General features: G+C 54.4%; 21 protein-coding genes. 16 read left to right on the plus strand and 5 right to left on the minus strand.

The genetic code is table 11. The features are described from left to right. The first annotated feature begins 74 nt into the window (after positions 1 to 74). From ACZ5TN_RS04855 to ACZ5TN_RS04875, 5 genes are all read left to right on the plus strand, one after another. The gene (locus ACZ5TN_RS04855; RefSeq protein WP_464917316.1) at positions 75 to 1571 is read left to right on the plus strand and encodes a PEP/pyruvate-binding domain-containing protein; all 1497 of its coding nucleotides are present in this window, start codon (positions 75 to 77) and stop codon (positions 1569 to 1571) included. Positions 1572 to 1599: 28 nt separating this feature from the next. Then, on the plus strand, positions 1600 to 2313 hold the full coding sequence (locus ACZ5TN_RS04860) for an MFS transporter (RefSeq protein ID WP_464917317.1): 714 nt from the start codon (positions 1600 to 1602) through the stop codon (positions 2311 to 2313). Further along, positions 2310 to 2831 carry an MFS transporter gene (locus tag ACZ5TN_RS04865; RefSeq protein ID WP_464917318.1) on the plus strand — a complete coding sequence of 174 codons (522 nt, stop codon included), beginning with the start codon at positions 2310 to 2312 and terminating at the stop codon, positions 2829 to 2831. The genes ACZ5TN_RS04860 and ACZ5TN_RS04865 overlap by 4 nt, the downstream gene beginning before the upstream one ends. Before the next feature lie 89 nt (positions 2832 to 2920). Beyond that, the gene (gene purL, locus ACZ5TN_RS04870) at positions 2921 to 5062 is read left to right on the plus strand and encodes a phosphoribosylformylglycinamidine synthase subunit PurL (protein WP_464917319.1); all 2142 of its coding nucleotides are present in this window, start codon (positions 2921 to 2923) and stop codon (positions 5060 to 5062) included. Continuing rightward, a complete protein-coding gene (locus ACZ5TN_RS04875) occupies positions 5059 to 6054 on the plus strand; it encodes a formate--phosphoribosylaminoimidazolecarboxamide ligase (protein WP_464917320.1) in 996 nt (331 codons plus the stop codon). Before purL ends, ACZ5TN_RS04875 begins: the two co-directional genes overlap by 4 nt. On the opposite strand, the gene ACZ5TN_RS04880 is transcribed toward ACZ5TN_RS04875, so the two are convergent. Beyond that, positions 6047 to 7090, minus strand: coding sequence for a DUF835 domain-containing protein (locus ACZ5TN_RS04880; protein WP_464917321.1), 1044 nt, complete (start codon positions 7088 to 7090; stop codon positions 6047 to 6049). The two genes, ACZ5TN_RS04875 and ACZ5TN_RS04880, sit on opposite strands and share 8 nt — an antisense overlap. A gap of 106 nt (positions 7091 to 7196) precedes the next feature. Between ACZ5TN_RS04880 and guaB the strand changes: the two genes are divergently transcribed. From guaB to ACZ5TN_RS04905, 5 genes are all read left to right on the plus strand, one after another. Next, the gene (gene guaB / locus ACZ5TN_RS04885) at positions 7197 to 8657 is read left to right on the plus strand and encodes an IMP dehydrogenase (protein ID WP_464917322.1); all 1461 of its coding nucleotides are present in this window, start codon (positions 7197 to 7199) and stop codon (positions 8655 to 8657) included. Positions 8658 to 8741: 84 nt separating this feature from the next. Continuing rightward, the gene (guaA, locus tag ACZ5TN_RS04890) at positions 8742 to 9665 is read left to right on the plus strand and encodes a glutamine-hydrolyzing GMP synthase (protein ID WP_464917514.1); all 924 of its coding nucleotides are present in this window, start codon (positions 8742 to 8744) and stop codon (positions 9663 to 9665) included. 42 nt (positions 9666 to 9707) lie between these two features. Continuing rightward, on the plus strand, positions 9708 to 9941 hold the full coding sequence (locus ACZ5TN_RS04895) for an antitoxin AF2212-like protein (protein ID WP_464917323.1): 234 nt from the start codon (positions 9708 to 9710) through the stop codon (positions 9939 to 9941). Then, the gene (locus tag ACZ5TN_RS04900; protein WP_464917324.1) at positions 9925 to 10371 is read left to right on the plus strand and encodes a type II toxin-antitoxin system VapC family toxin; all 447 of its coding nucleotides are present in this window, start codon (positions 9925 to 9927) and stop codon (positions 10369 to 10371) included. Before ACZ5TN_RS04895 ends, ACZ5TN_RS04900 begins: the two co-directional genes overlap by 17 nt. Then, entirely contained in the window at positions 10368 to 10934 is a 567-nt protein-coding gene (locus ACZ5TN_RS04905) for a GMP synthase subunit A (RefSeq protein ID WP_464917325.1), read from the plus strand. Before ACZ5TN_RS04900 ends, ACZ5TN_RS04905 begins: the two co-directional genes overlap by 4 nt. A gap of 52 nt (positions 10935 to 10986) precedes the next feature. On the opposite strand, the gene ACZ5TN_RS04910 is transcribed toward ACZ5TN_RS04905, so the two are convergent. Next, the gene (locus ACZ5TN_RS04910; protein ID WP_054840098.1) at positions 10987 to 11397 is read right to left on the minus strand and encodes an OsmC family protein; all 411 of its coding nucleotides are present in this window, start codon (positions 11395 to 11397) and stop codon (positions 10987 to 10989) included. Positions 11398 to 11453: 56 nt separating this feature from the next. Between ACZ5TN_RS04910 and ACZ5TN_RS04915 the strand changes: the two genes are divergently transcribed. After that, the gene (locus ACZ5TN_RS04915) at positions 11454 to 12293 is read left to right on the plus strand and encodes an SPL family radical SAM protein (RefSeq protein WP_464917326.1); all 840 of its coding nucleotides are present in this window, start codon (positions 11454 to 11456) and stop codon (positions 12291 to 12293) included. On the opposite strand, the gene ACZ5TN_RS04920 is transcribed toward ACZ5TN_RS04915, so the two are convergent. Both ACZ5TN_RS04920 and ACZ5TN_RS04925 read right to left on the minus strand, forming a co-directional pair. Continuing rightward, positions 12223 to 13074 carry a gamma-glutamyl-gamma-aminobutyrate hydrolase family protein gene (locus ACZ5TN_RS04920; protein ID WP_011249142.1) on the minus strand — a complete coding sequence of 284 codons (852 nt, stop codon included), beginning with the start codon at positions 13072 to 13074 and terminating at the stop codon, positions 12223 to 12225. The two genes, ACZ5TN_RS04915 and ACZ5TN_RS04920, sit on opposite strands and share 71 nt — an antisense overlap. Before the next feature lie 67 nt (positions 13075 to 13141). After that, positions 13142 to 14395, minus strand: a complete 1254-nt coding sequence (locus ACZ5TN_RS04925) for an aminotransferase-like domain-containing protein (RefSeq protein ID WP_011249141.1) — start codon at positions 14393 to 14395, stop codon at positions 13142 to 13144. A gap of 243 nt (positions 14396 to 14638) precedes the next feature. On the opposite strand from ACZ5TN_RS04925, the gene ACZ5TN_RS04930 reads away from it, so the two are divergent. The 3 genes from ACZ5TN_RS04930 (at position 14639) to ACZ5TN_RS04940 (ending at position 17650) form a co-directional block, all read left to right on the plus strand. Next, on the plus strand, positions 14639 to 15607 hold the full coding sequence (locus tag ACZ5TN_RS04930; protein ID WP_011249140.1) for a ribose 1,5-bisphosphate isomerase: 969 nt from the start codon (positions 14639 to 14641) through the stop codon (positions 15605 to 15607). A 94-nt stretch (positions 15608 to 15701) separates the two neighbouring features. Continuing rightward, complete coding sequence (locus ACZ5TN_RS04935; protein ID WP_011249139.1) at positions 15702 to 16964, plus strand: hypothetical protein; 1263 nt, start codon at positions 15702 to 15704, stop codon at positions 16962 to 16964. A 5-nt stretch (positions 16965 to 16969) separates the two neighbouring features. Continuing rightward, positions 16970 to 17650 (plus strand): fibrillarin-like rRNA/tRNA 2'-O-methyltransferase, encoded by a 681-nt coding sequence (locus tag ACZ5TN_RS04940; protein ID WP_011249138.1) that lies wholly within the window; start codon positions 16970 to 16972, stop codon positions 17648 to 17650. 57 nt (positions 17651 to 17707) lie between these two features. Here ACZ5TN_RS04940 and ACZ5TN_RS04945 read toward each other — a convergent pair whose 3' ends face one another. Then, positions 17708 to 18376, minus strand: a complete 669-nt coding sequence (locus tag ACZ5TN_RS04945; protein ID WP_011249137.1) for a TIGR00266 family protein — start codon at positions 18374 to 18376, stop codon at positions 17708 to 17710. A gap of 147 nt (positions 18377 to 18523) precedes the next feature. Here ACZ5TN_RS04945 and ACZ5TN_RS04950 point away from each other — a divergent pair, with 147 nt between their 5' ends. Beyond that, on the plus strand, positions 18524 to 19576 hold the full coding sequence (locus ACZ5TN_RS04950) for a hydroxymethylglutaryl-CoA synthase (RefSeq protein ID WP_011249136.1): 1053 nt from the start codon (positions 18524 to 18526) through the stop codon (positions 19574 to 19576). Positions 19577 to 19586: 10 nt separating this feature from the next. Further along, the gene (locus tag ACZ5TN_RS04955; RefSeq protein WP_011249135.1) at positions 19587 to 20753 is read left to right on the plus strand and encodes a thiolase domain-containing protein; all 1167 of its coding nucleotides are present in this window, start codon (positions 19587 to 19589) and stop codon (positions 20751 to 20753) included.

A 20753-nucleotide genomic window follows, 5' to 3' on the forward strand; every position in this document is an offset into this window, starting at 1 on the left:
CAAATTCTCCTTCTTTGCACTCTTTGCCAAAAACCTTTTTAGTGTAGTGTTCCCTTCACTAAAGGGGATTATAAATGTTCGTCCGCTCGCTTTCCGCTGGGGGCAGCGTGGATGAAATCGGAAACAAGGCCCACCGCCTTTCGATCCTTACAAGGTATTTCAACGTGCCCACAGGCTTCGTGGTGACCACGAGAGCTTACGATCTCTGGAAGGAGGAAGGAAAGCTCCCCCAGGAAGTCGTGGAAGAAGTGAAGGACTACTTCACCTCTCCCTACCTCCTCGAAGGAAAGTTCCCAGTCGTTGTGCGCAGTTCCGCGACAGTAGAAGACGGCTCTAAGGCGAGCTTTGCAGGGGTTTTCGAGAGCATTACTGGAGTGAACTCCTTCGACGATTTAATCAAAGGAATAGAAAGGGTTTTTGAGAGCGCCAGTTCTGAGAGGGTTAGGGCTTACATGGAGCGGATGGGCCTAAAAGAAGAGCCGAGAATGGCGGCGATAGTCCAGAGGGAGGTAACGCCCGAGTTCGCTGGTGTGCTCTTTACACGCTCGTCCACAGAACCGGAAAAAGCTTTAGTCGAGTTTGTAGGGGGGAGCGGCGAGGAGCTTGTGGGTGGTAGAAAAAGCGCTGAGCGGGTTTTGCTTCCAAGAAACCCGGAAGAGGTTAATGACGAGCTTATGAGGGAGCTTCTCACCGTGGGTCTTGAAGTCGAGTCCCTCTTTGGAAGGCCGCAAGATATAGAGTGGGCCTACGATGGAACGCTCTGGATACTCCAGTCAAGGGACATAACGGTGCTCGGTCAGAAAGGGGAGACAGAGAATATCCGCGCCGAGAACTGGTACGCTCTAAAGGGCATCCCGGCGAGCCCTAGAGTGGCGAGAGGTAGGGCGCGGTTTGTGCTGGACGACCAGCCCCCAGAAGAGGCCGAGATGATTTTTGGGGAAGGCGAGGTTCTCGTTACCTACGTTCTCCACGCCGAGCACTACAACCTCTTCGCGAAGGCCGCAGGAATAGTGACGAAGGTGGATAGCATTCTCTCCCACCCGGCGATAATAGCGAGGGAGCTCGGAATTCCCTGCGTGGTCGGGGTTGACGTTGAAGCGATAAGGGACGGCGATGAGGTAATCGTCGACGGAAATAAAGGTGCTGTTTACGTCAGGAACCCAAAGAGGGTGCTAAAGGGTGTTGAACTCTGGAAATCAAGCTACCGCGAGGATGAAACCGTGAGGGAGCTAAAAGAGGAGTACCTGAAGGCCCTGGAAAAACTCTCGTCGGAGGAACTGGAGAACGTCATTGTGGGAGCTTTTTCATTCGTCAGGGAGCTTTATCCCACCAACAGGGAGAAGGCCTTCAACGTCTACTACTTCATAAACTGGCTTATGGAGGAGGAAACGCCGAGGCTTTTAGCTAAGCGCTTTGATGTCCTCGACGCCTTTTCGCGCGCAGATAGGAGGGAAAAGCCAAGAACCGGTGAGGAGGCGAGGCTCTTCGAAATCTACCGGCTCCTCAAGGCATTCATAAACTACACGGACGAGAGGGTTAGGGACATTCCAAGGTTGCTGTTCGGAGTCTAAGGCAGGGTTGGAGCGTGTGGTGCTGATTATGGAAGTCCCAAGTCTAAACTCCAAAAAAGACCTCCTTACGCGGAAGAACTTCCCCTATCTGCTTATCAACCAGCTAATCTCAAGAATCGCCGAGTACCTCTTCTTCATCGGCGTAGTCTTCTACATCTACAACCAGTCTTCCACAGCGGACACTTCGGGGGTGTTCATTGCAAAAACACTGGCGCTTTTACTACTCTCGCCAGTAGTTGGAGTGATCGTGGACAGACACGGCAGAAAAAAGGTTATGGTAACCTCAACCCTTCTCAAAGCGGTTTTCGTGCTGTCTCTCGCCGCGGTTTTTAACTCCTCCATCAGCATCTATCTTCTCCTGTATCTGTACTTTGTCACCTTCCTGCTCGATGCCTGTTCGCTGTTTTTTGGAACTGCCCGCTCCGCAATAATCCCCTCAATAGTCAAAACTGACCAGCTTAAAACAGCCAATTCGCTGTTGACATTAGCCGATGACCTGATAGATACTCTGGGCCCCACGCTCGCTTCCCTCATGATCCTTGCGATTGGTAGGGAACGCGCACCCCTCTTAGCGGCCATAATCTTTGGGATCTCGGTGATACTCCTAAAGAAGCTTGATGTGGTTGAAGAGCCGTCCTCCGACATGGAGGACAGCTTTCTGGAGGAGGTTAAATTAGGCCTGGCATTCGTTAAAACGTCCAGGCCTGTGCTAACTCTTCTTTTAATCTCCGGGGGCTTATGATAGGCGGGGGAATAATAAACGTGCTTTTGGTTCCCTACTCGGCGGGCTTGTCAGCTTCGGCCGAGGTCGGCTACGGCGTCCTGCTCACGGCCCTCGGTGCGGGATTCTTCATAGGAAGTTTTCTGATGAGCCTCCTTGGGGACAGGTTCTCTGATGAGACGACGTTCATCGCTGGCCTCTTTATGACGGCACTCGCCCCAATAATGTGGAGCCAGGTGGGTTATCTGTCCCTGGCGGCAGCGATAGGAGTCTTTAACGGCGCCGCTAACAGCGTTCTCAACATTTCCCTACAGACGCTGTTCCAAAAGACGGTTCCCTCTGATCTTTTAGGGAGGGTCTTGTCCTTTGAGTACTTTCTGACTTCGGCATTCTCCCTTGTTTCAATGGCAGGGGGAGGAGTGCTCGCAGACAAAATGGGGGTCAGTTTCGTGCTCCTCACGGCAGGCATCATGGAATTGGTCATAGCGGTCTCCGCACTCTGGCTTGTGGCCCATTTTAAAAGTGATTTGAGAGCTTAGAAGCGAACGTGCATTAACATTTCTTCGTCAAAATAAACCTTAAAAACTCCAAATTTTTACATTTTTCTGATAATAAAGGAGGTGTCACGATGTTCCCCCACGAGGAGAAGCTCATCCGGGAGAGGCTCGGGAGGGAGCCGAACGAAGTGGAAAAGGCCATGCTCGAAGTAATGTGGAGCGAGCACGCCTCCTACAAGTCTAGCAGGCCCTTCCTTAAGCTCCTTCCAACGGAGAACGAGCACGTGGTTCTGGGCCCGGGAGAGGACGCTGGAATAGTGAGGTTCGACGAGGAGACGTGGATAGCCGTCGGGATAGAGAGCCACAACCACCCTTCAGCCGTTGAGCCCTACGGCGGTGCCGCCACGGGTGTCGGCGGAATTGTCAGGGATATACTCTGTATGGGCGCCCGTCCGATAGCCCTCCTCGACCCGATACGCTTCGGGCCGCTTGAGAAGGAGCGCAACCGCTACCTCCTCCAGGGCGTCGTGAAGGGCATAGCGGACTACGGCAACAGGATAGGAGTTCCGACGGTTGGCGGCGAGACAGAGTTCGACGAGAGCCTGGATAACTACACGCTCGTGAATGTTGCCTGCGTTGGGATAATGAGGCCGGAGCACTTCGTCCACAGCTACGTTGAGGAAGCCGGGTTAAAGCTCGTCCTCGTCGGTAACAGGACCGGCAGGGACGGAATCCACGGCGTGACCTTCGCAAGCGAGGAACTGAGCGAGAACGCGGAGGAGGAAGACCGCTCGGCGGTCCAAATTCCCGACCCCTTCACCGAGAAGCTTCTAATTGAAGCCACGCTTGAGGCCGTCTACACAGGGAAAGTTAGAGCGCTCAAAGACCTCGGCGGCGGCGGACTTACCTGCGCTTCCTCGGAGATGGCCGGGAAGAAGGGCTTCGGTGCCGTTATCTACGCCGACCGCGTCCCCCTAAGGGAGCCAAACATGACACCGACGGAGGTAATGATATCCGAGAGCCAGGAAAGGATGCTCTTTGCAGTCAGGGGAGAGGACGTTGAAGAAATCGGGAAAATTTTCGAGAAGTACGGCCTCGAATGGACTGTCGTAGGAGAGATCATTAATGAGCCGCGCTACATCGTTTACTGGAACGGTGAGAAGGTCGCTGATCTCCCGATAGAACTCCTCACGGATGTTCCGACAATCGAGTGGGAGATGAAGCCCTACAGCCTCGAAAGGGACGTTAAGACACCCGAGATAAGCTTTTCTGACGCCTTCGAGCTCGTCTGGAACAGCCCGAACGTTCTGAGCAAGCGCTGGATATGGGAGCAGTACGACCACGAGGTTCAGGGCAGGACGGTGGTAAAGCCAGGAAGAGATGCTGCAGTGCTCAAGATAAACGAGCGCTACGGGCTGGCCTTCGTGGCCGACGGTAATCCAAACCACAGCCACCTGAACCCCTACCACGGGGCGATGGGTGCGGTAGCTGAAGTCGTCAGGAACCTCGTGAGCGTCGGTGCCGAGCCCCTAGCCCTGGTGGACAACCTCAACTTCGCCTCCCCAGAGAGACCCGAGGTCTACTGGAGCTTTGCGGAGACAGTCAGGGGACTGGCGGATGCTGCAAGAGCCTTCGGTTTAGCGTACGTGAGCGGAAACGTCAGCTTCTACAACGAGGTCGTTGACAGGCCGATAAAGCCGACTCCAGTCGTTGCTGGCCTCGGAAAGGTGGAGCTTGAGAAAATACCTGGCTCTGGCCTCGAAGAAGGGCTCCTTATAGGCGTCGTTGGGAGCACTAAGAGGGAGCTCGGAGGGAGCGAGCTCTACACAAGGCTCGGTCTGAAAGGCGGAATCGCTCCGCGCGTGAACCTTGAGGAGGAAAAGGCGAACGCCAAGGGAATCCTTGAGGCGATCAGAAGGGGACTCGTGAAGGCCGTCCACGACGTTAGCAAGGGCGGAATAGCGGTGGCCCTGGCGGAGATGGCAGTTTGGGGCAACACGGGCTTCACCGCTGACCTCTCGAAGGTGCCCGCCGAGACTTCTAACCCGCTTGAGGTTGCCTTCAGCGAGAGCCACGGCCGCTACATCGTAGTCTTCCCCGAGGAAAGACTTGAGGAGCTTAAGGCGCTCTTCAGGCACTTCGCAGTAATCGGCAGAGCAGGAGGAAGCGGTGCCGTCTTCCTCTGGAATGGAGATGAGCTTCTAAGGAAGCCTGTGTCCGAGCTTAAGAAGGTTCACGAGTCCTTTCCGAAGCTCCTGGGTGAGGAGGAATGAGGGTAGCGACCTATGCTTCCCACTCTGCCCTCCAGATTTTGAAAGGGGCAAAAGACGAGGGGTTCGAGACGGTTGCCTTCGGCCCTTCCAGGGTTAAGCCGCTCTACACCAAGTACTTTCCAGTTGCTGATCATTTCATAGAGGGCAAGTACCCCGAGGAGGAGCTGCTTGAGCTTGAGGCTGTCGTCGTTCCAACAGGCTCCTTCGTTGCCCACCTCGGCGTTGAGCTGGTCGAGAAGATGAAGGTTCCTTACTACGGCAACAAAGCCGTGTTAAGGTGGGAGAGCGACCGCTCCCTCGAAAGGAAGTGGCTGGAGAAAGCCGGACTTAGGCTTCCCAGGATTTACGAAGATCCAGACGACATAGACGGGCCCGTCATCGTAAAACCCTTTGGTGCAGGCGGGGGAAGGGGGTACTTCCTGGCCAGCTCCCCCGAGGACTTCTGGAGGAAAGCTGAGAGGCTCGGCGTCAGGGAGAAGGAAGACCTCTCGAGAGTGCAGATACAAGAGTACGTGGTGGGCGTTCCAGTTTACCCTCACTACTTCTACTCGAAGCTCAACGGCGAGCTTGAGCTGATGAGCGTTGACAGGCGCTACGAGTCCAACGCGGACGCCATAGGAAGAATTCCGGCGAGGGAGCAGATTGATCTTGGAATCAGCACCGACTACACCGTCGTCGGGAACATTCCGATCGTTCTAAGGGAAAGCCTGCTAATGGACGTCATCGAGGCTGGAGAACGAGTGGTGAAAGCTGCGGAGGAGCTCATGGGTGGCCTCTGGGGCCCGTTCTGCCTGGAGGGTGTCTTTACTCCTGACATGGAGTTCGTGGTCTTCGAGATATCCGCGAGAATAGTGGCTGGAACTAACCCCTTCGTGCACGGCTCGCCGTACACCTGGCTCCGATACGACTTCCCCGTCAGCACGGGCAGGAGGATAGCGATGGAGCTGAAGCAGGGCTTGGAAGAGGACAGACTGGGAGAACTCCTCACGTGAGGAGCCTCTCCAGCGTTTTCATCTCCCTTTCTTCCCAGGCGTCTTTTTCTAGGACGAGCACGAGTGTTCCATTGCTAACAGCGACGTAGTCCCGCAGGGATGTCAGGAACTTTGCTATGGCCCTAAAATCGTTGTAGAGCTTGAGGTATTCGAGCCCTTCGAGAACGATGACAGGCTTTAAATCAGAGTTCTCGAATGAACGGATGTAATCAACCGCAGTTTCGAGGATCCTTGGGAGATTGGTTGGAGAAACGTTCCCATAACCGCCAAGGTTTGTTATCCTATATACTTTCCAGCTACTTGGCACTTCGACGTTCCTCACAAAAGCCAGAACGGGGTATTCCCTAAACTGCTTTTTGAAGTCTTCAAACTGTGCCGGATCCACTACCAGGACTCCTGGCTGAATTTCCACCTGCGTTTTAGGTTCTTCAATCTCAAAGACCTCCCCAAGCGAGAGCTGAACCATGAAGAGGGCCGTAACGACGGTCAGAACCAGGCCAATGAACAGCCCCCAGAACTTAAAGCCCTCGCTCCATAACACGGGATAAAGCATTTGATATACCCCGTACGTGCTCAGGGACAGGCCGAGGTACGCAGTGTCCTGATCGTAGAATTCCCTCATCCGATAAAGTATAAGTCCGCCGATACTCAAGAAGATACCGGAGGCTCCGTAGACGATCCCCATAACGGCTGTTTCAGGCGTTTTTTCGAGGAAAAGGAGGAGAATCGCTGTGTACACTCCAATGGCGGCCGGTCCCCACGAAAGAGCCCGGATGTAATCCTGAGACATTGAGACCTCTTCGTTTACCCTTAAGACCCCCTGCAGGATCAGAGATGAAAAGAAGCCAAGCAGAACCGCCGCTATCTCAGGATGAATGCCTAGATCCCCGATTATAGCGTAGGCATATATTATCCAGGCAAAACCCCAGTAGTAGGCGGCCTTTCTATGCCGCTGGTGGGAGAAAAACAGGAGCATTCCTCCCGCAGCTAGCTTTACTCCAGCGTCAAACGCCGCCGCCATTAGGTAGGAGTCCACGGTACCACCAGGTAAAGTACTTTGTCCTGATATTTAACCCTTTTTCCGCAAGCCTTAAAAGCCCTCATCATTCTCAAGTCAAAAAGGGTGAGGAGGTTCGGAAGATATGGGCAAATTTGAACAAAAACTTGTTAATGCTCTTAAGGGCTACACCTTCGACGACGTTCTCCTGATACCGCAGGCGACCGAAGTCGAGCCGAAGGACGTGGACGTTTCTACACAGATAACGCCCAACGTGAGGCTGAACATCCCGATTCTCAGCGCGGCCATGGACACGGTTACCGAGTGGGAGATGGCCGTTGCGATGGCAAGGGAAGGCGGCCTGGGAGTAATCCACAGGAACATGAGCATAGAGGAGCAGGTCGAACAGGTGAAGAGGGTCAAGAGGGCCGAGCGTTTCATCGTTGAGGATGTCATAAGCATAAAGCCAGATGAGAGCCTCGACTACGCGCTGTTCCTCATGGAGCGCAACGGCGTTGACGGTCTGCCAGTCGTTGACGATGAAGGAAGGGTCGTTGGTGTGATCACCAAGAAGGACATAGCGGCGAAGCAGGGATCGAAGGTCAGCGAGGTCATGACGGGCGAAGTCATAACAGTGCCCGAGACGGTAACGGCGGAGGAGGCAGTACAAATAATGTTCGACCACAGGATAGACCGGCTTCCTGTGGTTGACGGTGAGGGAAGGCTCGTTGGCATAATAACGATGAGCGACCTCGCGAAGAGGAGGAAGTACCGGAACGCGGTAAGGGACGAAAACGGTGACCTGCTCGTTGCTGCGGCCGTTGGCCCCTTCGACCTTGAGAGGGCAAAGGCCCTCGATAATGCTGGAGCCGACGTTATAGTCGTCGACACGGCCCACGCCCACAACCTCAAGGCGATAAAGGCGATGAAGGAGATAAGGAACGCCGTGGATGCCGACCTCATAGTGGGCAACATCGCAAACCCGAAGGCGGTTGATGATCTCACCTTCGCAGACGCCGTCAAGGTCGGAATCGGGCCGGGAAGCATCTGCACCACGAGGGTAGTTGCTGGAGTGGGCGTTCCTCAGATTACCGCCATAGCCCTCGTCGCCGACAAAGCCCAGGAGTACGGCCTCCACGTGATAGCTGACGGTGGAATACGCTACTCCGGGGACATAGTGAAGGCGATAGCGGCCGGGGCTGACGCCGTTATGCTCGGTTCCCTGCTGGCTGGAACGAAGGAAGCGCCGGGCAAAGAGGTAGTCATGAACGGAAGGAGATACAAGCAGTACCGTGGAATGGGCTCGCTCGGGGCCATGATGAAGGGAGGAGCGGAGCGCTACTACCAGAAGGGGCACATGAAGACGAAGAAGTTCGTCCCGGAGGGAGTTGAGGGAGTGGTTCCCTACAAGGGACCGGTTGGAGAAGTTCTCTACCAGCTCATAGGCGGCCTCAGGGCAGGAATGGGCTACGTGGGCGCGAGGAACATCCCCGAGCTGAAGGAGAGGGGCGAGTTCGTTATCATAACCCACGCTGGCTACATCGAGAGCCACCCGCACGACATACTGATAACCAACGAGGCGCCGAACTACCCACTCGGGAAGTGAGGGTTTTTCGTTTTAACATTTTTGACTCAAAAACAACAAATTTTTAAGCTAAAATTAGCAAGATAATGTTGAAAGGTGGTGCTCATGTGGGAGAACTTCATCGAGGAGAAGGTTAAGGAGATAAAAGAGACTGTCGGTGATGGAAAGGCCATCATAGCCCTCTCTGGTGGTGTTGACAGCTCAACCGCCGCAGTTCTGGCGCACAGGGCTATAGGTGACAGACTGCACGCTGTCTTCGTGAACACGGGCTTCATGCGCAAGGGTGAACCCGAGTTCGTAGTCAAGACCTTCCGGGACGAGTTTGGACTGAACCTCCACTACGTTGACGCGAGCGAGCGATTCTTCAGGGAGCTTAAGGGCGTGACCGACCCGGAGGAGAAGAGGAAGATAATCGGAAGAGTATTCATCGAGGTCTTTGAGGAAGTTGCGAAGGAGATAAACGCCGACTTCCTGATCCAGGGGACGATAGCCCCTGACTGGATAGAGAGCCATGGCAAGATAAAGAGCCACCACAATGTTGGGGGACTGCCTGAGAGGCTCAACCTCAAGCTGATCGAGCCTTTGAGGGACCTCTACAAGGACGAGGTCAGGGAGCTGGCGAAGGAGCTCGGTCTTCCGGAGAAGATATACAACCGCATGCCCTTCCCTGGACCTGGGCTGGCCGTTAGGGTTCTTGGAGAGGTCACACCTGAGAGGGTCGCAATCGTGAGAGAAGCAAACGCTATAGTTGAAGAGGAAATTGAGAAGGCCGGGCTTAAGCCATGGCAGGCTTTCGCAGTTCTGCTGGGCGTCAAGACAGTCGGCGTTCAGGGCGACATAAGGGCCTACAAGGAGACGGTTGCCGTTAGGGTTGTCGAGAGCCTCGATGGAATGACGGCCAACGCGATGAACGTCCCCTGGGAGGTACTCCAGAGGATAGCCTTCAGGATAACGAGCGAGATTCCTGAGGTCGGGAGGGTGCTCTACGACATCACGAACAAGCCTCCGGCGACGATAGAGTTCGAGTGAAACCCTTATTTACTTTGAAGACTAAGCTAGAGCGGTGGGAGAATGGGAGAGAACGTCGAGGTCGTTGAAGCGGTTTACGAGAACGGTGTGCTGAAGCCGCTTAAGCCGCTGAAGCTGAAGGAAGGGGAGAGGGTACTGCTGAAAGTGAAAAAAGGGTCTATCATAGAGCTGGCGAGGAAGCTTAGAGAAAAGATCACTCCAGAGACCGTGGACATGGATCCAACTGACTACCTGCTCAAGATGCGTGAGGAGAGGGACTATGCGGGCCGTTATTGACACCTCAGTGATTTTCCACCTCTTCTCCAGTTTTTATCCAGAGAGGACGAGGATCGCGGAACGGATTGTCGAGCTGATTCAGTCGGATTCACTTGAAGGATTCGCCCCAAGGATTGGAAGGGCGGAGTTCGTGGCAGTTCTTTCAAGGTATTTTGAGAGGAGTGAAGTCAGCGAAGCCCTCTCGGGATACGATGAGATAGTAACGTGGGTGCCTGAAGAGATCATCATGGACACCGTTATGGAGCTTGCCTTTGAGCTGAAGCACTACGTTTCCGATCTATATTTCATAGCCACCGCTAAGCTATTGAATGCCGTTCTTTTAACCAACGACCGAAAAATGGCCGAAATGGCCAGGTCCATTGGTGTGAAGGCTTTCTACCTCGTTGAAGAGGCCGATGAGTTTTTCAAGCTCGTGGGGGTGAATGGATGATAGTCATAATGGACAACGGGGGCCAATACGTCCACAGGATTTGGAGAACTCTTCGCTATCTCGGCGTCGAGGCGAAGATAATCCCGAACACGACGCCGCTCGAGGAGATCAAGGCGATGAAGCCGAAGGGGATAATCTTCTCGGGAGGCCCTGACATCAACAAAACAGGAAACTGCTCCGCCATCCTTGAGCACTACGACGAGTTCAACGTTCCGATACTCGGCATCTGCCTCGGCCACCAGCTCATAGCAAAGCACTTCGGAGGAAAGGTCGGAAGGGGAGAGAAGGCCGAATACAGCCTCGTCGAGATAGAGATACTCAACGAGAATGATATATTCAGGGGGCTTCCGAGGAAGCTGAGGGTCTGGGAGAGCCACATGGACGAGGTCAAGGAGCTCCCTCCAGGTTTCAAGCTCTTAGCCAGGAGCGAGACCTGTCCCGTCGAGGCAATGAAGCACGAAAGCCTCCCTATCTACGGCGTCCAGTTCCACCCGGAGGTTGCCCACACCGAACACGGAGCGGACATCTACCGCAACTTCGCGGAGCTGTGTGGGGAGCTTTAAAAAAGAAAGGTCAGCTGGTCCATCCATCATCATCTTTTTCTCAGCAACGGGTTTACTCATCATCAGGGACTATCTCAAGGGAGTATGTAAGCTCGGCACCGCTGAGCTTTACGTGTGCAGAGGCGGAACAGTATTTGTCCTGGCTGAGTTCTATGGCCCTTCTAGCCTTCTCCTCTTTAACGTTTCCGTATATCTTGTAATGGATATGGACTTTGGTGTAGATGCGCGGGTGCTCCTCGCGCCTTTCTCCAGAAATCTCGACTTCCAGCCCCTTTATCTGCTCCCTCATCTTTTGAAGGATCATGACGACGTCGTAGGCCGTGCACCCGGCCACGCTCAGGAGGAGGAGCTTCATTGGACTTATACCGCCATCACCCAGGATGACAGAGCACTTGTCGTCTTCCATCCTTCCGATGAACTGAAACTCCTCACCCGGAACCCACTTTACCCTCCCTTTGACCATGAGACCACCGAGAGCGCTAAGGTTTACTTTTTTAAATGTCTTTCCAAGTGGAGACCATGTACATAAGGCCATTCGACCCCTGGAAAAGCCCCCTCTGTACGTGCCCCTTCAAGTACACCCTCAACCCTTACACCGGTTGCGACCATGCATGCGTTTACTGCTACATAACCAGCTACATTCCCAACGCCTTCCGCGTGAGGACTAAAGAGGGTCTTCTCCCCAAGCTTGAAAAGGAACTCAGAAAGCTCGACAAAAACGCAATAGTGGCACTTTCATACTCATCCGATCCGTATCCAACCATAGAACGGGAGCTTGGGATTACCAGAAAGATCCTCGAGCTTTTTAGGGGGTACAACGTCCGTTGCCTCCTTTTGACGAAGTCCGACATCTTTGAGAGGGATATAGACATCCTGAGCGAGCTGAGGTGCGCTGTTGGAGTAACTGTAACGACTGTGGACGAGAGGAAGGCAAAGCTCCTTGAACCCAACGCCCCATCCCCAAAGAGAAGGATAAAGGCACTGAAAAAGGCAAAGAACGCTGGCATTCCTGTCTACGCCCGGATAGACCCGATAATCCCCCACTACACATGGGAAGACTTCGACGAGACGCTTGATGCACTTTCCTTTGTGAGCCACATAACGGTCTCCACCCTCAAGCTCAGGCCCGACTCAAAAAAGAGGATGTTCGCAAAGTTCCCGGAGCTTATGGAAAAGCTGGGGCCGCTTTACGAGAGGGGAGAGAGTATAGGGGGCTACTACTACCTCCCAAGGGACGTCAGAATGCCCATCCTGAGGGAAGCAGAAAAGAAGATAACCGGGAAGGGAATCACGTTTGGGTCGTGTCGGGAAGGTTATCGCTCGTTTCCGACGTGTGATGGGTCTCATCTTGTTCCGTAGTCTCCTGGGCAAGCCTCTTCTTTGCTTCTTCTTCCAGCTGAATCAGTTCAATCTCGTGCTTCCTCTCCTGATGACCGAGAGCCGCCTTCACCAGCGCCTCATACAGGACTTTCATCTCATCCAGATACTCGGGCTGCCACTGAACGCCAATAACGAAGCTCTCGTCGGTGGACTCAATGCCCTCTATGAGACCATCGACGGAAAAGGCCACCTGCCTGAGACCCTCTCCAACCTTCTTAACGGCCTGGTGATGGAAGCTGTTTACCCAGGTCCAGGCATCGTTCGTGCCCTCGATGACCAGGACGTCTTTGAGGATGTTGTAGAGCTTTGAGTCCGTTTTTACCCTTACCGTGTGGAGCTTCTGGTCAGGTCTGACCCTGCCGATCTCCCAGTCGTGTTTTATGGCTTTCGGAATTTCATATACGTCCTGGTACAGCGTCCCCCCGAGGGCAACGTTTATTATCTGCATTCCCCTGCCCACGCCGAGAATTGGAATTTCCCCATCAATCGCCAGTTTGACCAGGGTTATTTCGAACTCGTCCTTGGCAACGTCCACATCCCTGAGGCTGAGTGAGGGATCCTCGCCGTAGAACCTGGGATGAATGTCCGGACCCTCAACGAGGAGTATGCCGTCCGCGACCTCTATAACGTCCTCGGGATCTCCCTCAGGGCTGAATAGCACTGGAAGACCGCCCGCTTCAAGAACCTTCCTGAAGTGATGTGTATTCGCCAGGGTGTATCCATCTCTGGAAGTACCGATTATGGCTATGATTGGACGCATAAGTCTCACCGGAGAAAACTAGGGACAAGCAAATAAAAAAGTATAGGTAGCAGACATGAAAGAGAGTTCACTTGAGCTTCTTTATCTCCTCCTCTATTACCTCGGCGAGCCTCCTGACTCCTTCCCTAATCTTCTCCTCCGGGACGTAGGTGAAGTTGAGCCTCATTGTGTTCTTAACTTCCCTGTGGGCAAAGAAAGCCTCACCCGGGACGTAGGCAACTCCCTTGGCGACCGCCTTCTCCATCATTAGCTTGGTGTCGATACCCTCGGGAAGGGTCACCCAGATGAACATGCCTCCGTCTGGCTTCGTCCACCTGACCCCCTCAGGCATGTACTCTTCGAGGGCCTCGAGCATCGCATCCCTCCTCGGCTTGTAGAACTCGATGACCCTTGGGATGTGCCTGTCGAGGTGGCCGTCTTCCACGTACTTCCAAGCTATGACCTGGCCGAACGGGTTCGCACAGAGGTCAACGGCCTGCTTTGCAATCTCCATCTTCCTGATGAAGTGCGGGTGAGCCGAGACCCATCCAAGGCGGAAGCCAGGGGCGAATATCTTCGAGAACGTGCCTAGGTAGATAACACGGCCTTCATCGTCGAAGTGCTTTATCGGGGGTATCGGTTCGCCCGAATAACGGAGCTCACTGTACGGGTTGTCCTCAACGATGAGGAAGTCGTACTCGTTAGCCAGCTCTATTAGGTGCTTTCTCCTCTCGAGGCTCATCGTCACTCCAGCGGGGTTCTGGAAGGTTGAGACAGTGTAGACAAACTTTATCCTCTTTCCTTCGGCCTTCAGCTTTTTAAGTTTCTCTTCCAGGACGTCGACTTTCATTCCATCGTCGTCCAGAGGGATTGAGATGAACTCAGGATCATAGAACTTGAAGGCGTTGAGGGCGGCAAGGTAGGTCGGCGCCTCAACCACCACGATGTCTCCCGGATCAATGAAGACCCTTCCTATCAAGTCAAGCGCCTGCTGACTTCCGGCGACTATCATCACCTCGACCTTGCTCATTGGGATTCCGTAGCGCTTTTCCATCCACCTAGCCAGGGCAAGGCGGAGCGGAGTGAAGCCCTTGGTCGTTCCGTACTGGAGGGCCTTGTCCGCGTGCTTTGAGAGGACTTCCATAGTGATCTCCTTTATAATATCAACGGGAAACGTCTCGGGGGCGGGGAGACCCCCCGCGAGACTTATAACGTCGCTCGTTTCAACGAGTTTGAGGAGCTCCCTAACCTCAGAAGCCTTCATCTCCATAGCCTTTTGTGAGAAAAATGACTCGAAGTCCAGGGGTTGGGCCGCGAGTTTGTTCTCAAGCTTTTCCTGCATTACCATCACCACCTAAACCTAATGAACACATCAGTTCACGTCATCAAACATATACATCGGAATTAACTAGGCAGGATTTGTTATAAACTTTTCTCATTCCGCTCTGTCCTTTACAAACGTAAAAGAATCCCAAAACTGAGACTAAAGTGCATCGAGGATGTTTTCCAAGCGTTAATGTACAAAAAGTACGAAAACATCTATAAACCCCGGCGATGATACTTGGGTTTACCCGGAGGTGGTTGCATGGCAGTTGTAAAGGAAGTCCTCGAGATTGCGGAGAAGATAAAGAACATGGAAATCAGGGGAGCCGGGAAGATAGCCAGGTCGGCCGCCTACGCCCTCCAGCTTCAGGCCGAGAAAAGCAAGGCCACCAACGTTGACGAGTTCTGGAAAGAGATGAAGCAGGCGGCAAAGATACTATTCGAGACAAGGCCCACCGCCGTTTCCCTGCCAAACGCGCTCCGTTACGTCATGCACAGGGGGAAGATAGCGTACTCAAGCGGGGCAGACCTTGAACAGCTCAGGTTCGTCATAATAAACGCCGCCAAGGAGTTCATCCACAATTCGGAGAAGGCCCTTGAGAGGATCGGAGAGTTCGGCGCAAAGAGAATCGAGGACGGCGACGTCATAATGACCCACTGTCACAGCAAAGCTGCCATAAGCGTCATGAAGACCGCCTGGGAGCAGGGCAAGGACATAAAGGTCATCGTGACCGAGACTAGACCCAAGTGGCAGGGCAAGATAACCGCCAAGGAGCTCGCTTCTTACGGCATTCCGGTCATCTACGTCGTTGATTCAGCGGCAAGACACTACATGAAGATGACCGACAAGGTCGTTATGGGGGCTGACTCGATAACCGTAAACGGCGCGGTGATAAACAAGATTGGGACTGCTTTGATAGCCTTGACCGCGAAGGAACACAGGGTTTGGACTATGATCGCTGCCGAAACCTACAAGTTCCACCCGGAGACGATGCTCGGCCAGCTCGTCGAGATTGAGATGCGCGATCCAACGGAGGTCATCCCCGAGGATGAGCTGAAGACCTGGCCGAAGAACATCGAGGTCTGGAATCCGGCCTTTGACGTTACTCCACCGGAGTACGTGGACGTCATAATCACCGAGCGCGGGATAATACCACCGTACGCGGCGATAGACATTCTCAGAGAAGAATTCGGCTGGGCTCTCAAGTACACCGAGCCCTGGGAGGACTGAGGCTTTTCTTCCTTTTCTTTTCGAGCTCAACGGTATGGCTTAAAAGGAGTATGCCTTTTATACTCCAGCGACAAAAACAAAGGGGTGGTTAATGATGAAAGCTTACATAGCCGAGAACGTCAGGGGCATCTACGCCTTTGACGAGAGCGGGAAGCTCATAGGGAGCAAACCCTTCAGCGGGAAGCCGGAGGTAAGCCTTGACAAGCTCCTCAAGGGCGAGCCGAGCGACGAGCTCATAGAGTTTCTCGACGAGCTTGGAAGCGAAGGCTACACCGAGTTCGTGGTCGAGGACTCCGAGCTGAGCAGAAACCTCAAGGAGCTCGGCTACAACGCCACAGCCGAGTTCCCGAACATAGCTGGCGAAAAGCTCCGCTCAAGCCCCGAGGAGTTCCTGGGCGAGAACTGGTTCGACGAGTACTTCAGCGTTGGTGTTGCCCTGACCAGGCTCCGCATACAGGAGCAGAGCGGCGCTCGCGATAAGATGATCATCCAGGCCATCGAGGCCCTCGACGACATTGACAAGGTCATAAACCTCCTCGTTTCTCGTCTTAGGGAGTGGTACGGTCTCCACTTCCCGGAGCTCGATGAACTCCTCCCGAAGCACCCTCAGTACGTTGCGTTCGTTAAGGAGATCGGCCCGAGGGAGAACGCGACCAGGGAGAAGCTTGAGAAGCTCGGCTTCTCCGAGGGCAAGATAGAGAAAATCCTTGAAGCGGCCGAGAAGTCAATGGGCGCCCCGCTCGGCAAGTTCGACAGCGCCATAATCCAGAAGTTGGCCAGCGAGATACACGACCTCTACAAGCTGAGGGAGCAGATAGAGGACTACCTTGAGACTGCCATGGACGAAGTTGCTCCGAACCTCAAGGCGCTCGTCGGGGCGAAGCTTGCTGCCAGACTCATGAGCCTCGCAGGTGGATTGAAAGAGCTCGCCATGATGCCGGCATCGACCATACAGGTTCTCGGAGCCGAAAAAGCCCTCTTCAGGCACCTCAGGACGGGTGCAAAGCCGCCCAAGCACGGTGTCATCTTCCAGTATCCGGCTATAAACCGCTCACCCTGGTGGCAGAGGGGTAAGATAGCCCGCGCTCTGGCAGGAAAGCTCGCGATAGCGGCAAGGGTGGACTACTTCTCCGGCGAATACATAGGTGAGGAGCTGAAGAAGGAGCTTGAGCAGAGGATTCAGGAGATCAAGGAGAAGTACCCGAACCCGCCGAAGAGGAAGGCCAAGCCCGAGAAGAAAAAGAAGGAAAAGAAGAAGTTCAAGGGCAAAGGAAAAGGAAAGCACGAGAAGGGCAAGGGCTTCGGCGGAAAGAAGGACAAAAAGAAAAAGAAGAAGGGTAAGGGCGGTAAGAGGTGATCAAGATGAAGGTTAAGAAGCACAGGTTCCCGGGCGTTTACATAGTTATTGATGACGACGGTAGCGAGAAGATAGCGACCAAGAACCTCGTTCCGGGCCAGAGGGTCTACGGCGAGAGGGTGGTCAAGTTCGAAGGCGAAGAGTACAGGATTTGGAACCCGACGAGGTCAAAGCTTGGAGCGGCCATCCTCAACGGCCTCAAGAACTTCCCGATAAAGCCGGGCTCAACGGTACTCTACCTCGGTGTCGCGAGCGGAACCACCGCTTCCCACGTCAGCGACATCGTTGGCTGGGAGGGCAAGGTCTTTGGCGTCGAGTTCTCGCCGAGGGTTCTCAGGGAGCTCGTACCGCTCGTCGAGGAGAGGAGGAACATCGTGCCAATCCTTGGCGATGCCACCAAGCCCGAAGGCTACCGCGCGCTCGTTCCGAAGGTGGACGTTATCTTCGAGGACGTTGCCCAGCCGACGCAGGCGAAGATACTAATAGACAACGCCAAGGTCTACCTCAAGAGCGGCGGCTACGGAATGATATCCGTCAAGAGCAGGAGCATAGACGTCACCAAGGAGCCGGAGCAGGTCTTCAAGGAGGTCGAGAAAGAGCTTTCGACCTACTTCGAGGTCGTCGAGAGGCTTTCGCTCGAGCCCTACGAGAAGGACCACGCACTCTTTGTTGTGAGGAAGCCTTGATTTTTCCTCTTCTACGTTTTTTCTGTGTTAAAGCAAGACAAAAAAGAAGAGAAGACTTCAGTCTCTCTTCGGCAGATGTGGAACGAGCCAGCTCAGGAAGCTGTCCATGCTCCTCGTCTGGATGTAGAGCGTTCCAGTTCCGTAGAACTCCGCCACAAGACCCTCTCCGCTGAAGAGGGTGCTCTTAAGACCGCCGACGCGCTTCACGTTGAAGTCAAGACCCTCGCTGAAGGCCACCATGTGACCGGTGTCTATTATAAAGCGCTCGTTGTGGAGTTCCTTCTTGTAGATTGCCCCGAAGCTCGAAAGGAAAACGATTCCCCTTCCGCTCATCTTAAGGAGGAACAGACCTTCCCTGCCGAAGAAGGTTTTAGCGCCGCCCCATTTGGTATCTATGTCGATGTCACCATAGCTCGCCAGGAAGGCACCGCTCTGGGCGTAGAGAGTTCCATCAAGCTCAAAGGCCTCAATGTCTCCCATATATGCTGGAGCAAGACCGATGCTCCCAGGTCCGTCTTCCGCCCTGAACGTGTTCACGAAGAAGCTCTCTCCCCCGAGCATTGAGCGCTTAAGCGCACCAAAAACGCCGCCCTTAGCCTTGGTCTCCAGCTTTATAGTCGGGCTCATGTGCACCATGGCCCCGGCTTCCGCCTGTACCGCCTCTCCCCTCTCAAGTTCGATCTCAAGGAGAGAAAAGCTCGGCCTGTGGATTATCTCATACTTCATAAAAACACCTCAAGCTGAATAGGTCTCATCCCTTATATACCCTTTCTCGACAATCGTCTAAAAACTCTTTCACTTTTACCGAAAGACTTTTATAAGGCCCTTTCTCACAGTCCCCAGGGACTTTTCAAAGTTTGAAGGTGATGTCATATGAGCAAACTCCTGAAGCCCAAGAGGGAGGTCGGCATTATCGGCTACGGCGCCTACGTGCCGATGTATAGAATCAAGGCAGAGGAGATAGGAAGGGTCTGGGGAGTTAGCAGCTTCCCGATCCAGGAGAAGTCCGTCCCCGGTCTTGATGAGGATACGATAACAATCGGCATTGAAGCCGCGAGAAACGCCCTCAAGAGGGCCCAGATCGACCCTAAGCTTATCAGGGCCATCTGGCTCGGAACCGAGAGCAAGCCCTACGCCGTCAAGCCGAGCGGAACGGTTATAGCCGAGGCAATTGGTGCAACGCCAGATTTAGATGCCGCTGACTTTGAGTTTGCCTGCAAGGCCGGAACCGAGGCTATACAGGCAGCTATTGGCTTCGTCGGTTCGGGAATGGCCGACTACGCGATGGCTATCGGTGCAGACACCTCGCAGGGCAGGCCCGGCGACCACCTTGAGTTCACGGCCGCGGCAGGAGGAGCCGCCTACATTCTCGCTCCAAAGAGCTCCGAGACCCTGGCTTACTTCGAGGCGAGCTACTCATACGTCACCGACACCCCCGACTTCTGGAGGAGGCAGCACGAGCACTACCCGAGGCACGGTAACCGCTTCACAGGTGAGCCCGCCTACTTCCACCAGATAATAAACGCCGCAAAGACCCTCATGGAGGAGCTCGGCTACACGCCGAACGACTTCGACTACGCCGTCTTCCACCAGCCGAACGTCAAGTTCCCGCTCACCGCCGCCAAAATCCTCGGCTTCCCGAAGGAGAAGGTCCTTCCAGGACTCCTCAGCGGAATAATAGGCAACACATACAGCGGCGCTACCCTCGTGGGTGTATCGGCGGTTCTCGACATAGCCAAGCCCGGCGACAGGATTCTGTGGGTAAGCTTTGGTTCAGGAGCTGGAAGTGACGCATTCAGCCTCGTCGTCCAGGACGCGATAGAGGAGAAGAGGGACCTGGCTCCAAAGACCATGGACTACGTGAACAGAAAGAAGTACATAGACTACGCCCTCTACGCGAAGCACAGGGGCAAGTACATACTGTGAGGTGGTTGAAATGGAGAAGCCCGTCATAATTGGAGTTGGTATGGTTCCCGTCGGCGAGCACTGGAGAGTCTCACTCAGGGACATGGCCGTTGAGGCCCTTCTCAATGCGATGGACGACGCTGGAATAGACAAGGTTGATTCGCTCTACGTTGGAAACATGGCCTCAGGCTCATTCATCGAGCAGGAGAACTTGGGTGCCCTTATAGCCGACTGGGCAGGCCTTGGAAACATCCCAGCGGTAAAGGTTGAGGCCGCCTGTGGAAGCGGCGGTGCGGCCGTTCAGGAAGGAGCAAAGGCCGTAATGGCCGGCCTTGAGGACATCGTTGCCGTCGTCGGCGTCGAGAAGATGACCGACGCCTGGCCGAGCGACGCTACCAGATATCTGGCCTACGCGGCCGACGCCGAGTACGAGCTCTTCCACGGGGCTAGCTTCGTGGCACTTAACGCTCTCATCATGAGGCTCTACATGAAGACCTACGGCTACACCGAGGAGGACTTGGCCCACTTCGCCGTCAACGCCCACGCAAACGGTGCCAAGAACCCCTACGCTATGTTCAAGAGGCCGATAACGGTTGATACCGTCCTCAAGAGTCCCTACGTTGCAGACCCGCTCAAGCTCTTCGATGCTGCGCCAATGTGCGACGGTGCAGCCGCTGTGATAATAACCTCAAAGGAGAAGGCGAAGGAGCTCGGTGTCCCGAAGGACAAGATGGTCGAGCTCGCTGGATTCTGGAGGGCAATCGACACCATAAACTTTGCAAACAGAGAGGACTTCCTGACGCTCAAAGCCGCCAAGGTCGCGGCCGAGAAGGCCTACAAGATGGCGGGGGTAACGGCTAAGGACATCGACTTCTTCGAGGTTCACGATGCCTTCACGGTGATGGCTGCGCTCAGCCTCGAGGCCCTCGGCGTTGCGGAGAAGGGCAAGGGAGCAATGCTCGCGAAAGAGGGACAGATAGCCATCGACGGTGACTACCCGATACAAACGATGGGAGGACTCAAAGCCAGGGGACACCCGGTCGGAGCGACCGGTGTTTACCAGACAGTTGAAGCGGTTCTCCAGCTCCGCGGAGAGGCTCCCGAAGGGATACAGGTTCCCGACGCCGAGGTTGGCCTGACCCAGAACATAGGTGGGACAGGTTCAAACATCACAGTTAACGTCCTGAGGAGGGTCTGA

It is taken from the genome of Thermococcus sp. JCM 11816 (assembly GCF_055396515.1).

Bases quoted from the DNA above. Each gene is read 5' to 3' on its own strand.
- ACZ5TN_RS04855 (WP_464917316.1), top strand. From the start codon at position 75: ATGTTCGTCCGCTCGCTTTCCGCTGGGGGCAGCGTGGATGAAATCGGA.
- ACZ5TN_RS04860 (WP_464917317.1), top strand. From the start codon at position 1,600: ATGGAAGTCCCAAGTCTAAACTCCAAAAAAGACCTCCTTACGCGGAAG.
- ACZ5TN_RS04865 (WP_464917318.1), top strand. From the start codon at position 2,310: ATGATAGGCGGGGGAATAATAAACGTGCTTTTGGTTCCCTACTCGGCG.
- purL (WP_464917319.1), top strand. From the start codon at position 2,921: ATGTTCCCCCACGAGGAGAAGCTCATCCGGGAGAGGCTCGGGAGGGAG.
- ACZ5TN_RS04875 (WP_464917320.1), top strand. From the start codon at position 5,059: ATGAGGGTAGCGACCTATGCTTCCCACTCTGCCCTCCAGATTTTGAAA.
- guaB (WP_464917322.1), top strand. From the start codon at position 7,197: ATGGGCAAATTTGAACAAAAACTTGTTAATGCTCTTAAGGGCTACACC.
- guaA (WP_464917514.1), top strand. From the start codon at position 8,742: ATGTGGGAGAACTTCATCGAGGAGAAGGTTAAGGAGATAAAAGAGACT.
- ACZ5TN_RS04895 (WP_464917323.1), top strand. From the start codon at position 9,708: ATGGGAGAGAACGTCGAGGTCGTTGAAGCGGTTTACGAGAACGGTGTG.
- ACZ5TN_RS04900 (WP_464917324.1), top strand. From the start codon at position 9,925: ATGCGGGCCGTTATTGACACCTCAGTGATTTTCCACCTCTTCTCCAGT.
- ACZ5TN_RS04905 (WP_464917325.1), top strand. From the start codon at position 10,368: ATGATAGTCATAATGGACAACGGGGGCCAATACGTCCACAGGATTTGG.
- ACZ5TN_RS04910 (WP_054840098.1), bottom strand. From the start codon at position 11,397: ATGGTCAAAGGGAGGGTAAAGTGGGTTCCGGGTGAGGAGTTTCAGTTC.
- ACZ5TN_RS04915 (WP_464917326.1), top strand. From the start codon at position 11,454: ATGTACATAAGGCCATTCGACCCCTGGAAAAGCCCCCTCTGTACGTGC.
- ACZ5TN_RS04920 (WP_011249142.1), bottom strand. From the start codon at position 13,074: ATGCGTCCAATCATAGCCATAATCGGTACTTCCAGAGATGGATACACC.
- ACZ5TN_RS04925 (WP_011249141.1), bottom strand. From the start codon at position 14,395: ATGCAGGAAAAGCTTGAGAACAAACTCGCGGCCCAACCCCTGGACTTC.
- ACZ5TN_RS04930 (WP_011249140.1), top strand. From the start codon at position 14,639: ATGGCAGTTGTAAAGGAAGTCCTCGAGATTGCGGAGAAGATAAAGAAC.
- ACZ5TN_RS04935 (WP_011249139.1), top strand. From the start codon at position 15,702: ATGAAAGCTTACATAGCCGAGAACGTCAGGGGCATCTACGCCTTTGAC.
- ACZ5TN_RS04940 (WP_011249138.1), top strand. From the start codon at position 16,970: ATGAAGGTTAAGAAGCACAGGTTCCCGGGCGTTTACATAGTTATTGAT.
- ACZ5TN_RS04945 (WP_011249137.1), bottom strand. From the start codon at position 18,376: ATGAAGTATGAGATAATCCACAGGCCGAGCTTTTCTCTCCTTGAGATC.
- ACZ5TN_RS04950 (WP_011249136.1), top strand. From the start codon at position 18,524: ATGAGCAAACTCCTGAAGCCCAAGAGGGAGGTCGGCATTATCGGCTAC.
- ACZ5TN_RS04955 (WP_011249135.1), top strand. From the start codon at position 19,587: ATGGAGAAGCCCGTCATAATTGGAGTTGGTATGGTTCCCGTCGGCGAG.